The organism is Flagellimonas sp. L-11 (assembly GCF_056857735.1).
The window spans coordinates 23,481-37,047 of record NZ_JBSXNR010000064.1; the positions used below are offsets into that span (position 1 = coordinate 23,481).

Below are 13,567 nucleotides of genomic sequence, written 5' to 3' on the forward strand. Positions count from 1 at the left end.
ACCGGTCATTGTTTACAATACCATTTTTTCGATAGGACAAACCAAAATCCCTTCGGCTCCGACTTCCTTCAGTTCATCTATAACTTCCCAAAAGGTTTCCCGGTTGATTACGGTGTGCACGGAGCTCCATCCCTCTTCGGCCAAGGGCAAAACCGTGGGACTTCGCATTCCGGGGAGAATGGAAATAATTTCATCCAATTTATCATTCGGTGCATTCATCAACACATATTTGTTCTGGCGCGCTTGCAATACCGATTTAATTCTGAACTGGATTTTTTTCAACAGTTCTTTGCGCTCTTCCGTAATGGTGGGCGATACTGCCAATACAGCCTCACTTTTAAGCATTACTTCCACCTCTTTTAAATTGTTTTTAAAAAGGGTGCTGCCGCTCGAAACGATATCGCAAATTCCATAGGCCAAACCTATGTTGGGTGCGATTTCCACCGAGCCATTAATGATGTGCAAATCGGCCGTTACTCCTTTAGATGCCAAGTAATCCTTAACCGTATTCGGGTAGGATGTTGCTATTTTTTTACCTTCAAAATCCGTAATGGAATTGTAGGTCTCATTTTTTGGGACTGCCAGAGATACACGACATTTGGAAAAACCCAGTCGTTCCGCAATGGAAATATCCTTTCCTTTTTCAATAAGTACGTTTTCCCCTATGATGGCGATGTCCACTACTCCATCCCTCAAATATTGGGGGATGTCCCCGTTGCGTAAATAAAATACTTCCAAGGGGAAATTTCGGGAGGTGGCTTTTAACTGGTCTTTTCCGTTGTCGATGGAAATTCCACAATCCTTTAAGATTTTGAGGGAATCCTCATTTAAACGGCCACTTTTTTGAACAGCAATTCTAATTTTCGTCATTTTTCAATCGTTTTGTCTGAAAAACCAAAGGGGTACAAAAAATAAACCCGTTTGATTTCTCAAACGGGTTAGAATATATTTTAAAAACAACAATACATTTCTATCTCGCTTGAGGGCAAGTATAAAAATGATGATGTGTGTTTTTGTTTCTCATTATGCTCCAAAAGTAGGATATATTTTTATATCAAAAAAGAGAAAATTAGTTATTTCCCAAAATTAATGGCAAACCATCATCTCCCGACCCTACTACAACTACTTTTGCATTGGGTGATTCTGCGAGTTTTAATGTGGCGTCTATACCCTTGTCCTGTAATATTTTATCCGTTAAGGAAGCGCTGAGTATTCGGTTGGCATCTGCCTTACCCTGCGCTTCAATACGCACTTTCTCAGCTTCTTTTTCGGCGGTTACCAATCTAAACTCATACTCCAACGATTCTTGCTCTTGCCTTAATTTACGTTCAATGGCATCCTTTATGGTTGGCGGCAAGGTAACGTCCCTTACCAAAATTTCGTTCAACTGTATGTACTGATCTTCCACAATTAACTTTGTCTCTTCAAAAATCTCCTCCTGAATGGCATCACGCTTGCTGGAATACAATTGCTCTGGGGTATACCTCCCTACAACACTACGGGCAGCAGAACGTATTGCTGGAAGCAGTACACGTTCAATATAAAGTTCACTTTTCTCTTGGTGCAGTTTTCCAAGCTCTTCATAGTTTGGCTGAAACCAAACAGAAGCTTCCAGTTTTATATCCAACCCGTTGGAAGAAAGTACGTTCATTTTTTCAAGTTTTTCTTGCTGGCGTACTTCATAAATAAAGACTTTGTTCCAAGGAGCCACCAAGTGAAAACCTTCTCCCAAAGGTGGTTCGTCGGTAACAACACCACCTCCAAAGGTTTTGTACAGCACACCTGCCTCACCTGACCCAATGGTTATGGCCGATTTTGAAATAATAATAATTAAGAGAATAACCGCTGCCAATGCTGGCAACGCAATCTTTGGTAATTTATCCATGTTTATTTTGATTTATATTAATCCGTTATATTTTCTGATGAACCATTCCGCAGCTAGGGAAAGGACTATCAGCCCGAGTAAAATACGGAAATCTATTAAAGATACAACATTATCCCTGCTTTTTTGGACAGGAAGAAGTTCATTGGAGGACGTTAAATCGGATTGTAAATCTTCAAGCTTATCCAAAAAGTACAGTTGCCCCTTATTATTAGCTGCTAAACGCCCCAATTTTTTGTAGTTGGCAGAGACCAATTGCTTTTCGGGATTAAAATCCAATATTCTAAATGCTCCCGAACGTTTTAAATTTTCATCCTGAACAGTAACAGTAAAGTTGTATTCGCCAGCATCCAAATCGGTCAAATCCACTTCGTAAAAAGAACCCTTTAAAAGTATGGGTGAAATTCTTGAAAAACCATTGTCAACACCTTCCACTTTGATGAAAATATCGGCATTGGAATCAAACTGGTAACTTTCATCAAAATAGGAAGCCCTGATTTTGGCCATATTGGCATTATCAAAAACCAATTCATAATCGAGTTCGAGACGGTTTCGCTGCCTGTTGGAACCCAGATATACCATCAAATTGCCTATAAATTCATCAAACTTTTGAAAACTTTGGTCGTTACGATATACCTGTGCGCGCCAACGCCAAAGATTCTCACCTAAGAGTACGGCTTCCTTTTGATCAGATTCCGTGAGAATGGCAAACAAAGGCTTGTCCAAATTAACCCCCTGTAATTGCTGGAACATAACAGTTTCGTTGTCCTTATTGACTTGGATGTCCCCTAGAGTTCCGTTCAAGGGCGGAAATTCATCAACCGAAAATTCACCTAAACCAAACAGGTCAAAGGCATTGTTTAAAACGGGCAAAATATCTTCTGGTTGTCTACTGCCGGAAACGGTGAAACTTTCTTGTACCCGGTTCAAAAAGTTCCAATCGGTTTTGCTTCCTGTTATTGTAAAGTAGTTGGAACCTGAGTTTTTTAGAAATTCATAAACACTCCTAAAATTCCGATTCGGCTGATACAGGATTATAAGGTCGGATTCTTCTAGAACAGACTGACTTGCATTTGGTTTTAGCAGGGTGACCGAACGTTGTTCATTGGACTCGATGGATTTTTTTAATGCGCCGATGTCTGGATGGAGCATATCCGAAACTATGGCTACGTTGGTTTTTTCATCGATTACTTCAATGGCGGTCTCTTTGGAATTGTTGACCGTATTGCGTTCATTTTCCAACGCACCCACCGCAATTTTGATGGTTTTGATGCCCACACTTTGCGCCTCGACCACCGTATTTAGGGTTTGACTGTTTTTTGCGCTATTAAGGTTTACCCGTTCTTGATGCACCCTATTCCCATTTATGGAAATGGTAACCGTACTGGAAGCTGGTTGAGAACCTTGGTACCGAATGGAAGTCTCAATAGGGAAGCTGTTTCGTAAAAAGGCGTATTTATTTACGTTGATAAGTCCAACTGAAATATCTTCATACTGCGTGGTGTCCCCGACCACAACAGGGTATATTGTTGAATTTTTATTCAGGTTGATGTATTCGTAATCCCTGCCCAGGGTTTGGTTTCCATCAGAAAACAGCACAATGGCGTTGTTTCCGTTCACAAAAACATCATTTAAGGTTGAAAGGGCATTGGAGACGTCGGTATTTCCTTGGTTAAAATTTACAGAGTCCGTTACTGTAATTGTATTGCCAAACCCGTATTGATGGATGGTAAACCGTTCACTTAAATCATCATCGGCTTTAATTTGGGCTATGGCTTGGGAAATCTCCGAAGTGGTAGAAGCATCTTCCATGGAAGTGGAATTGTCCACCAAGAGAATCAAATTCGCTTTTTCCACAAAATAATCCTTGCTGACAAACTTTGGGTTTATCAAAAGCAAAAGGCCGCAAAATAAGGTAACAAACCTCAATGCGGCCAATATTATTTTAAGCGAACCTTTTCTCGAGTTCTTATAAAAGTATTGAAAAAATACTATGGTAAGCGCGGCAGTAACTGCTAAAACAATAAGTAGTACCGTGCGTAAATCCATTCAATTCTATGTTAACATACCACCATCAACGTTCAATACCTGTCCTGTAACATAACTCGATAAGTCGGATGCCAAGAACACACAGGCATTTGCCACATCTTCAGGGCTACCTCCACGTTTTAATGGAATGCCTTCTCTCCAACCTTGAACTACTTTTTCGTCCAATTTCTCGGTCATTTCAGTTTCGATAAAACCAGGAGCGATGGCATTACAACGGATGTTTCTTGATCCCAATTCCAATGCTACGGATTTGGTAAAACCAATCATACCCGCTTTGGAAGCTGCGTAGTTGGTTTGTCCGGCATTGCCTTTTACACCAACCACACTACTCATATTGATTATGGAACCTTTACGCTGCTTCAACATGGTACGTTGCACCGCTTTGGTCATATTGAATACCGATTTTAGGTTGATTTCGATTACTTTATCAAAATCATCTTCGCCCATACGCATCAACAAATTGTCTTTTGTAATACCAGCGTTATTGATGAGTACATCGATTCTGCCATCAAAATCTTCCAAAACCTTGGCCACAAGGGCCTCAGATTCCTCAAAACTGGCGGCATTGCTTTTATAGGCCTTGGCCTTTACACCCATTTGGGTCAGTTCTTTTTCCAGTTCCAAAGCTGGAGCTTCGCTGGAGCTGTAGGTAAAAGCCACATTGGCACCGTGTTTTGCAAATACTTCGGCAATTCCTTTACCAATCCCCCTACTGGCTCCTGTTATGATTACGTTTTTCCCTTCCAAAAGTTTCATCTATGGATATTTATTTGTTTTTAACTGTCAGATGCAATTCGCCAATTAACACCTCTATTGGTGTCCAAAATTGATATGGCTCAATTCATACAATGATTGTGTTTGAATGGTTATTAACCAAAATATTGGTTCTTATCTGTTTTACTAAAATTCGTCATTTCGAGTGGATTTCACGACAGTAGGAGTGAAATTTGTATCGAGAAACAGAATTTTCATCTAAAAAGTTCTCGATACGATTTTTCGTTCCTCACAATCACTCGAACTGACGCCTAGAACTAATTTTTATTTTCAAAATACACAACAAGTCAAATATAGTTGTTGTTTTATGTTTAGACGAAAAAAAATCCCGCATAAAACGGGATTTAGTATGGTTTTAACGGTTGGTTACCCAACCACCTCCTTCACTTTTACACCAATTTCAGCGGGTGAATCCACTACGTGGATACCACAATCGCGCATAATTTTTTTCTTGGCTTGGGCTGTATCGTCACTACCGCCTACAATGGCACCAGCGTGTCCCATGGTACGTCCAGCAGGAGCAGTTTCACCAGCAATAAAACCAACAATTGGTTTTTTGCTACCACTTTCCTTATACCATCTTGCAGCTTCTGCTTCCAATTGACCGCCAATTTCACCGATCATTACAACACATTCGGTTTCTGGGTCATTGATCAATAGTTCAACAGCTTGTTTTGTAGTGGTTCCGATGATAGGGTCTCCACCGATTCCGATGGCTGTTGTAATCCCCAATCCTTGACGGACTACTTGGTCGGCAGCTTCGTAAGTCAGAGTTCCTGATTTGGAAACGATGCCCACTTTTCCTTTTTTGAAGACAAATCCTGGCATAATGCCAACTTTGGCTTCACCGGGAGTAATTACACCTGGGCAGTTTGGCCCGATTAATGTGCAATCCATATCCTTAATGTAGTCGTTGGCTTTTACCATGTCCGCTACGGGAATTCCTTCGGTAATAGTAATGATCACCTTGATTCCGGCATCGGCAGCTTCCATAATGGCATCCGCAGCAAATGCGGGCGGAACAAAAATAATAGTGGTGTCGGCACCAACTTCTTTTACAGCATCTTCCACTGTATTAAAAACTGGTTTTCCCAAATGTTCCTGACCACCTTTGCCCGGGGTCACACCACCAACCACGTTGGTTCCGTATTCAATCATTTGTTCGGCATGGAAGGTTCCTTCACTACCGGTAAATCCTTGTACAATTATGTTTGAATCCTTGTTTACTAAGACGCTCATATATTTAACTTAATGTAGAGATACAAAAATATGGTTTACTAAAGTTTTTATCTATTGATTTCTTAAATCTTTTTCAGTTTTTGCAAGATTTCTGGAATCTTTTTGATGGATGCTATTTGTTTCAATTTTTCACGTGCTTCTTCAGCTGGGTATCCGAAATAGGTTTTACCGCCTTCTAGTGATTTTGAAATGCCAGATTGAGCCAATATCACAGCTTTTTTGCCTATGGTGATGCCACTAGTGATGCCTACCTGCCCCCAAAGGGTTACTTCATCTTCCAAAACAACACAACCTGCAATACCAACGTGAGAGGCTATTAAGCACTTCTTACCAATAACTGTATCGTGCCCCACTTGAATCTGATTGTCCAATTTGGCTCCTTCTTTTATGGTTGTTGAACCTGTTACCCCGCGGTCAATGGTACACCCAGCTCCGATATCTACATTGTCCTCGATCACTACATTTCCGCCTGAAAGCAATTTATCAAAACCTTCGGGCCTGTTTTTGTAGTAGAACGCATCGGCTCCCAAAACGGTTCCTGCGTGGATGGTAACATTATCGCCCAAAATACATCCATCATAAATGGTAACATTGGGGTGAATCACACAATTCTTACCAATCTTTACATGGTTTCCAATAAAAACATTCGGTTGAATCACCGTTCCCTCACCTATCTCAGCTGTTTCAGCAACGGATGAAGCCGCGCTTTCAAAAGGTTTAAAATGTCGGGTCAATTTATTGAAATCTCTGAAAGGGTCATCGGACACTAGCAAAGCCTTGCCTTTGGGACACTCTACCTTTTTGTTGATGAGTACCACCGTAGCTTTGGATTGCAGGGCCTTATCATAATATTTGGGATGGTCCACAAATACAATGTCTCCCTCTTCTACCACATGGATTTCATTCATACCCAAAACAGGGAAATCATTACGCCCCACAAAGTCGGCATCAATAATTTCCGATATTTCCTTTAAGGTATAGGTTTTAGGGAATTTCATTCAAGCTATTCTTTGGCACGTTCCAAATAGGCTGCTTTTTCCGTATCGATCTTTATTTTGTCGCCTTCGTTGATAAAAAGCGGCACATTGATCGTAGCTCCCGTTTCCACAGTGGCTGGCTTTGTTGCATTGGTTGCCGTATTCCCTTTTACGCCAGGTTCGGTATGGGTTACTTCCAACACAACACTTGCTGGCATTTCAACGGAAAGCGGCATATTGTCCTCTGCGTTGAAAATGATGGTCACCACTTCGCTTTCTTTTAGCAAATCGGATGCATCCAAAGCATCTTTTTGCAAAGCGATCTGGGTGTAATCGTCCGTGTTCATAAAATGATAGGTGTCACCATCATTGTACAAAAACTGGTAGGAACGTGTTTCCACACGCACATCCTCTATTTTATGTCCGGCAGAAAATGTATTGTCCACCACTTTTCCAGTAGTTACACTTTTCAGTTTGGTGCGGACAAAAGCGGGTCCCTTACCTGGTTTTACGTGAAGAAACTCGATTATTTTGTAAATATCGTTGTTGTACCTGATGCACAACCCTTTTCTTATATCGGAAGTACTTGCCATAAATTTTTAATTTGAACTGAAATAACCTTTCATTATCCCTCGTTGCGAATCTCTTATAAACTGAAGAATTTCATCTCTTTCTGGAGTTGCTTCCATCTCAGCCTCAATAATGGATGCCGCTTGGGAATTGTTATAGTTTTGTTGATATAGTAATCTGTAAATATTTTGAATCTCGCGAATCTTGTCAGATTCAAAACCTCTCCTTCGCAATCCAATGGAATTGATACCTACATAAGAAAGTGGTTCTCTGGCCGCTTTTACATACGGGGGCACATCCTTACGGACCAATGATCCACCCGTTACAAAGGCATGGTTGCCTATGGAAACAAACTGATGTACGGCAACCATTCCCGCCAAAACTACATTTTGACCTATGGTAACATGTCCCGCCAAAGTTGAATTGTTACTAAAAATGCAGCCATCGCCAACAAAACAATCGTGTGCTACGTGGCAATAGGCCATGATCAAACAATCATTCCCGATAACCGTTTTCATTCGGTCGGAAGTTCCTTTGTTTATGGTGGCACACTCCCTGATTGTGGTATTGTCCCCAATTACAACGGTGGTATCCTCTCCTTGGTATTTTAAATCTTGGGGCATAGCGGAGATTACGGCACCTGGAAAAATGCTGCAATTTTTTCCGATTCTGGCCCCCTCCATTATGGTAACGTTGGAACCAATCCACGTCCCCTCCCCAATGGTTACATTATTATGTATGGTGGTAAAGGGTTCAATTACCACATTTTTGGCAATTTTGGCCCCGGGGTGTACATATGCTAATGGTTGGTTCATCTACGAATCTGTATTTTTTGTTTTTACGATCTGGGCCATCAATTCGGCTTCGGACACCAATTTACCATTGGCATAAGCATAGGCCTGCATGTGACAGATACCTCTACGGATGGGAGAAATCAAATCGCATTTAAATATTAAAGTATCTCCCGGTACCACTTGTTGTTTAAACTTTACCTTGTCAATCTTCATGAAGAACGTTAGGTAGTTTTCTGGGTCTGGAACGGTGCTCAAAACAAGTATTCCGCCAGTTTGAGCCATCGCCTCTACTTGCAAAACCCCTGGCATTACTGGAGCTCCGGGGAAGTGACCGACAAAAAACGGTTCGTTCATCGTCACATTCTTAACTCCGACCACATGGGTGTCGGACAGTTCCAAAATCTTATCAACCAACAAAAACGGTGGTCGGTGAGGCAATCTCTCCATAATTTGATTCACGTTGAGCAAAGGCTCTTGATTCAAATCATAGCTGGGAACTTTGTTTCTTTTTTCTATTTTAATGATTTTGGATAACTTTTTTGCGAACTGTGTGTTCACAAAATGTCCAGGTTTGTTTGCGATTACCTTACCCCTGATCCGGGTGCCTGTCAAGGCCAAATCCCCAATCACGTCCAACAGCTTGTGCCGAGCCGCTTCATTTGGATGGTGCAGGGTAAGATTATCTAAAATACCGTTCGGCTTTACGGATAGTTTTTCTTTGTTGAAGGCCTTCTCCAATTTCTTCATTGTGGATTCCGATATCTCCTTGTCCACATAAACAATGGCATTATTGAGATCACCTCCCTTGATCAGGCCATTTTCCAGTAACATTTCCAGTTCATGAAGAAAACTAAAGGTACGTGAGTCTGCTATTTGCTCTTTAAAATCGGACATTTTTTCCAAAGTGGCATTTTGTGTGCCCAAAACCTTGGTTCCAAAATCCACCATTGTAGTTACTTGGTATTCGTTCGCAGGAATTACGGTAATTTCGCTTCCTGTGGCTTCATCTCTATATGAAATAACATCTTTTACCACAAATTCCTCACGCTCCTCCTCTTGCTCCACTATACCTGCTTCTTCCAGCGCCTCAACAAAAAATTTGGAGGAACCGTCCATGATGGGAGGCTCCGGGGCATCCAATTCAATTAGGACGTTGTCGATATCCAAACCGACCAGGGCTGCAAGCACATGCTCCGAGGTGTGGATTTTAACGCCATTCTTTTCCAGATTGGTGCCACGCTGGGTATTTACCACATAATTGGCATCGGCTTCAATTATGGGTTCCCCTTCCAAATCAATTCTTTTAAATGCATAGCCATGGTTCTCATCGGCAGGAAGAAAACTCATGGTTACATTTTCGCCCGTATGTAGCCCTACACCTTGTAGCGTTACTTTTTTAGCTATGGTGCGTTGTTTGTTACTTGGTTTGCTCACCTTCAACTTTTTTTTCTATGTTGGAGATTTGATTTGCCAATTTCGGCAAATTCTTAAAGTGTACATATGATTTGTTGAAGTCTCCATAGTTCAATGCTGGTGACCCTTGGAGGACTTCGTCATCTTTTACGTTTCTTCCGATTCCGGATTGGGCCTGAATGCGCACCCTATCACCAATGATGATGTGGCCCACAATGCCCACTTGACCGCCAATTAAACAGTTTTTTCCTATTTTGGTGGAACCTGCCACCCCGGTTTGGGCGGCAATGGCGGTATTTTCGCCAATTTCTACATTATGTGCTATCTGGATTTGATTATCCAGTTTCACACCTTTTCTCAAAATAGTGGATCCTAAAGTGGCGCGGTCTATAGTGGTTCCCGCACCTACATCCACATTATCTTCAATTATTACGTTGCCAGTCTGCGGTACTTTGCTGTATTCTCCATTTGAGTTTGGTGTAAAACCAAACCCATCTGCCCCAATGATTGCACCACCATGGATAACACAATTGTTACCTATAATGGTTTCTGAATAGATCTTGGCCCCGGCAAAAACAATAACATTATCGCCAATAACCACATTGTCGCCCACATAAGCATTGGGATATATTTTAACGTTATCCCCGATTTTAACATTATCTCCCAAATAGGCAAAAGCACCCAAGTAAAAACCTTCGCCGTAGTTTGCACTTTCGGAAATGTAACAAGGGTTTTCAACCCCTATCTTGTTGTTTTTGACTTGATTGTAGTACTCCAATAATTTGGAAAAGGATTTATAGGCATCATCTACCTTAATAAGTGTGGTAGAAATCTCCTGCTCTGGAATAAAATCCTTGTTTACTATGGTTATCGATGCCTTGGTGGAATAGATGTACGATGTATATTTTGGGTTGGCCAAAAAGGTCAAAGACCCTTTTTCACCGTCTTCTATCTTTGACAATTTATGGACAGCGATTTGAGGATTTCCCTCAACTTCCCCTTCTAAGATTCCGGCAATTTGGGTAGCTGTAAATTTCATTGGTGCAAAAGTAACAAAATTTGTTAAACGGCTTTCTTTGGATAACAGCTGTAATATTTGGTGACGGTTTTGGCCAATGCTTTTAGGCTAAGCTGGTCCGACTCCTTTAAAACATCCGAAATTTTCCCGTTCTTTTTTAAAATTTGAATAGCCTCATCCTTACTATATGCTTTATTGGATATTTCTCCTTGAAACACAAAATTGGAAGCTTCTTCAACGGAAAGATCATGCTTTTCTATGATCCAATCCAACTTTTCGTTCATTTTTTCAGGAGTCATGGGTCTCTTTTTTATTTTAACGTGCAAAAGTCTTCTGTCCAAAATCATCTTGCACAGTTTGGAAAGCACAAAATCATCATGGAATTGCCAATTTTTCAAAGCACCCAGAACATCAATATCGTCCAGTTCCGAAAAAGTCTCCAGAACCTCTTTATTAAATGCCTGTGCCCTATTGTTCTTCAGAAAAAACAATAATGGCCGGCTTCCCATTAAATCTTCCCCTCTTAGCAACAGCAGTCTTGCCCGCTGCATAATCCGAATCAACAATTGCTCGGCCACCAATCCTGTTTTGTGCAAGTAAACTTGCCAATACATAAACCTACGGGCCATCAAAAATTTTTCCACGGCATAAATGGCCTTCTCCTCTACCACTAAATTTCCGTTGACTACGTTTAACATGGAGATGAGCCGTTCCGAATTGATGTTCCCCTCGGTAACCCCAGAGTAAAAACTATCACGTTTCAGGTAATCTAACCGGTCCATATCCAACTGACTGGATACCAGTTGATTTAAGAACGGCTTGGGGTAATCCCCCTTAAATATAGAAATGGCGATATCGAGTTGTCCTTCAAACTCCTTGTTCAGTTCCATCATAAATCTCAAGGAAATCTGTTCGTGGCTTATTTCTTTTGCCACAAAACCTTCCAATGCATGGGAAAATGGGCCATGTCCAATATCGTGCAGCAAAATGGCACACAATAACCCTTTCTCCTCCTCTTCTGTAATCTCAACATTCTTTAATTTTAAAACCTGAATGGCCTTGGTCATTAAATGCATGCTACCCAGCGCATGGTGGAACCTGGTATGGTGGGCCCCGGGATATACCAAATAAGATAGCCCCATTTGGGATATTCGCCTCAATCTTTGAAAGTAAGGGTGCGAAATCAGACTAAAAATTAGTTCGTTGGGAGTTCCAATAAAACCGTAAATTGGATCGTTGAAAACATGAAGCTTATTGGTTTTTACCAAAGTTTTTTGTTTTAATTCCCACAAAGATAACTACTATATGAACAAGATAACAATTCTTTGGGTCGATGATGAAATAGACCTATTAAAACCTCACATATTATTTTTAGAGAGCAAAGGCTACAAAGTGGTTACCAGCCAAAGTGGCCAAGACGCCATTGAAGAGATCAAGGAAACTTTTTTTGATATTGTTTTCCTCGATGAAAACATGCCAGGGCTTTCTGGTTTGGAAACCTTGACAGAAATAAAAAAATACGATGGTTCCATCCCCGTGGTGATGATCACCAAAAGCGAGGAGGAATATATAATGGACGAAGCCATTGGTTCCAAAATTGCCGATTACCTTATTAAACCTGTAAACCCCAATCAAATTTTACTTTCCTTAAAAAAGAGTTTGGACAATTCCCGTTTGGTTTCTGAAAAAACCACCGCCAACTATCAACAGGAATTCCGAAAAATTGCCATGGACCTCTCTATGATCAATACACAGGAAGAGTGGGTGGACCTCTATAAAAAATTGATCTATTGGGAGCTGGAACTGGAGCAAATCGAAGACTCAGGTATGTTCGAGATATTGGAATCCCAGAAAACTGAGGCCAATTCGCAGTTTGGCAAGTTTGTGGACAAGAATTATAAAGGTTGGTTTAGGGATGGTGATGCCCCCATAATGTCCCACACTTTATTCAAAAATAAGATTCAGCCCGAATTGGAAGAGAGCAAAACCCTTTTGGTGGTGATCGATAATTTGCGGTACGATCAATGGTTGGCATTTGAGAAAACATTATCGGCATATTATAAAAAGAAGCAAGAGTGTGCCTACTTCAGCATTTTGCCAACGGCAACGCAATATGCCCGTAATGCACTCTTTTCTGGCCTGATGCCTTCTGAAATGGAGAAAAGGTATCCTGATTGGTGGAAAAATGACACTGACGAAGGCGGAAAAAACCTCCACGAATCAGAATTTCTTGGAGAACAATTAAAAAGACTTGGTCTTAACCTAAATTGGGAATACCACAAAATAAGCAACCTTAAACAAGGTAAGCAACTGGCCCAAAACTTTAAATCCCAAAAAGATAACGATTTAACTGTATTGGTGTACAACTTTGTGGATATGCTCTCCCACTCCAAAACAGAAATGGAGGTGGTCAAGGAGCTTGCCGCCAACGACAAGGCCTACCGGTCCCTTACCTTGAGCTGGTTTAAAAATTCGCCCTTGTTGGAAATTATCCAGCAGGCACAGGATTTGGGAATGAAGTTGATTTTGACCACGGACCACGGCACCATCAATGTAAAACAGCCATCTAAGGTAATCGGTGATCGAGAGACCAGCTTGAACCTTCGCTATAAAACAGGGAGAAGCCTTACCTATCAGGACAAGGATGTAATGGCCACCAAAAATCCGCAAGAAATTCACTTGCCGAACATCAATTTGAGCAGTAGTTACATTTTTGCCAAGAACGACCTCTTTTTTGCCTATCCGAACAACTACAATCATTATGTTGGTTATTACAGAAACACCTATCAACATGGTGGTGTTTCGTTAGAAGAAATGATAGTTCCTTTTGTAGTTTTGGATCCTAAATAAA

At 41.0% G+C, this 13,567-nt stretch carries 12 protein-coding genes; 1 reads left to right on the forward strand and 11 read right to left on the reverse strand.

Going from position 1 to position 13,567, the window contains the following annotated elements:
* Window positions 1–12: 12 nt before the first annotated feature.
* The 11 genes from hisG to AC13CC_RS11400 form a co-directional block, all read right to left on the reverse strand.
* Window positions 13–870: an ATP phosphoribosyltransferase gene (gene hisG / locus AC13CC_RS11350; protein ID WP_482877297.1), complete on the reverse strand. Its 858-nt coding sequence runs from the start codon at window positions 868–870 to the stop codon at window positions 13–15.
* A 199-nt stretch (window positions 871–1,069) separates the two neighbouring features.
* Window positions 1,070–1,885: a prohibitin family protein gene (locus AC13CC_RS11355; protein WP_482877298.1), complete on the reverse strand. Its 816-nt coding sequence runs from the start codon at window positions 1,883–1,885 to the stop codon at window positions 1,070–1,072.
* A gap of 12 nt (window positions 1,886–1,897) precedes the next feature.
* Window positions 1,898–3,931: a vWA domain-containing protein gene (locus AC13CC_RS11360; RefSeq protein WP_482877300.1), complete on the reverse strand. Its 2,034-nt coding sequence runs from the start codon at window positions 3,929–3,931 to the stop codon at window positions 1,898–1,900.
* A gap of 6 nt (window positions 3,932–3,937) precedes the next feature.
* Entirely contained in the window at window positions 3,938–4,687 is a 750-nt protein-coding gene (fabG, locus tag AC13CC_RS11365; protein ID WP_482877302.1) for a 3-oxoacyl-[acyl-carrier-protein] reductase, read from the reverse strand.
* Between the two features lie 384 nt (window positions 4,688–5,071).
* Window positions 5,072–5,944 carry a succinate--CoA ligase subunit alpha gene (sucD, locus tag AC13CC_RS11370; RefSeq protein ID WP_326277277.1) on the reverse strand — a complete coding sequence of 291 codons (873 nt, stop codon included), beginning with the start codon at window positions 5,942–5,944 and terminating at the stop codon, window positions 5,072–5,074.
* A gap of 62 nt (window positions 5,945–6,006) precedes the next feature.
* Window positions 6,007–6,942, reverse strand: a complete 936-nt coding sequence (locus tag AC13CC_RS11375) for a UDP-3-O-(3-hydroxymyristoyl)glucosamine N-acyltransferase (RefSeq protein ID WP_326277278.1) — start codon at window positions 6,940–6,942, stop codon at window positions 6,007–6,009.
* Window positions 6,943–6,947: 5 nt separating this feature from the next.
* Entirely contained in the window at window positions 6,948–7,514 is a 567-nt protein-coding gene (efp, locus tag AC13CC_RS11380) for an elongation factor P (RefSeq protein ID WP_326277279.1), read from the reverse strand.
* 6 nt (window positions 7,515–7,520) lie between these two features.
* Window positions 7,521–8,306, reverse strand: coding sequence for an acyl-ACP--UDP-N-acetylglucosamine O-acyltransferase (gene lpxA / locus AC13CC_RS11385; RefSeq protein WP_293163112.1), 786 nt, complete (start codon window positions 8,304–8,306; stop codon window positions 7,521–7,523).
* On the reverse strand, window positions 8,307–9,719 hold the full coding sequence (locus tag AC13CC_RS11390) for a bifunctional UDP-3-O-[3-hydroxymyristoyl] N-acetylglucosamine deacetylase/3-hydroxyacyl-ACP dehydratase (protein WP_163624739.1): 1,413 nt from the start codon (window positions 9,717–9,719) through the stop codon (window positions 8,307–8,309).
* On the reverse strand, window positions 9,703–10,737 hold the full coding sequence (lpxD, locus tag AC13CC_RS11395; RefSeq protein ID WP_326277280.1) for a UDP-3-O-(3-hydroxymyristoyl)glucosamine N-acyltransferase: 1,035 nt from the start codon (window positions 10,735–10,737) through the stop codon (window positions 9,703–9,705). The genes AC13CC_RS11390 and lpxD overlap by 17 nt, the downstream gene beginning before the upstream one ends.
* Before the next feature lie 23 nt (window positions 10,738–10,760).
* Window positions 10,761–11,984 carry an HD domain-containing protein gene (locus tag AC13CC_RS11400; RefSeq protein ID WP_326277281.1) on the reverse strand — a complete coding sequence of 408 codons (1,224 nt, stop codon included), beginning with the start codon at window positions 11,982–11,984 and terminating at the stop codon, window positions 10,761–10,763.
* Between the two features lie 37 nt (window positions 11,985–12,021).
* Between AC13CC_RS11400 and porX the strand changes: the two genes are divergently transcribed.
* Window positions 12,022–13,566, forward strand: coding sequence for a T9SS response regulator signal transducer PorX (gene porX, locus AC13CC_RS11405; RefSeq protein ID WP_482877305.1), 1,545 nt, complete (start codon window positions 12,022–12,024; stop codon window positions 13,564–13,566).
* Window position 13,567: the final 1 nt, after the last annotated feature.

What these genes read in the sequence shown, in the direction of transcription:
- hisG (WP_482877297.1), bottom strand. Translation starts at nt 870, where the DNA reads ATGACGAAAATTAGAATTGCTGTTCAAAAAAGTGGCCGTTTAAATGAG.
- AC13CC_RS11355 (WP_482877298.1), bottom strand. Translation starts at nt 1,885, where the DNA reads ATGGATAAATTACCAAAGATTGCGTTGCCAGCATTGGCAGCGGTTATT.
- AC13CC_RS11360 (WP_482877300.1), bottom strand. Translation starts at nt 3,931, where the DNA reads ATGGATTTACGCACGGTACTACTTATTGTTTTAGCAGTTACTGCCGCG.
- fabG (WP_482877302.1), bottom strand. Translation starts at nt 4,687, where the DNA reads ATGAAACTTTTGGAAGGGAAAAACGTAATCATAACAGGAGCCAGTAGG.
- sucD (WP_326277277.1), bottom strand. Translation starts at nt 5,944, where the DNA reads ATGAGCGTCTTAGTAAACAAGGATTCAAACATAATTGTACAAGGATTT.
- AC13CC_RS11375 (WP_326277278.1), bottom strand. Translation starts at nt 6,942, where the DNA reads ATGAAATTCCCTAAAACCTATACCTTAAAGGAAATATCGGAAATTATT.
- efp (WP_326277279.1), bottom strand. Translation starts at nt 7,514, where the DNA reads ATGGCAAGTACTTCCGATATAAGAAAAGGGTTGTGCATCAGGTACAAC.
- lpxA (WP_293163112.1), bottom strand. Translation starts at nt 8,306, where the DNA reads ATGAACCAACCATTAGCATATGTACACCCCGGGGCCAAAATTGCCAAA.
- lpxD (WP_326277280.1), bottom strand. Translation starts at nt 10,737, where the DNA reads ATGAAATTTACAGCTACCCAAATTGCCGGAATCTTAGAAGGGGAAGTT.
- porX (WP_482877305.1), top strand. Translation starts at nt 12,022, where the DNA reads ATGAACAAGATAACAATTCTTTGGGTCGATGATGAAATAGACCTATTA.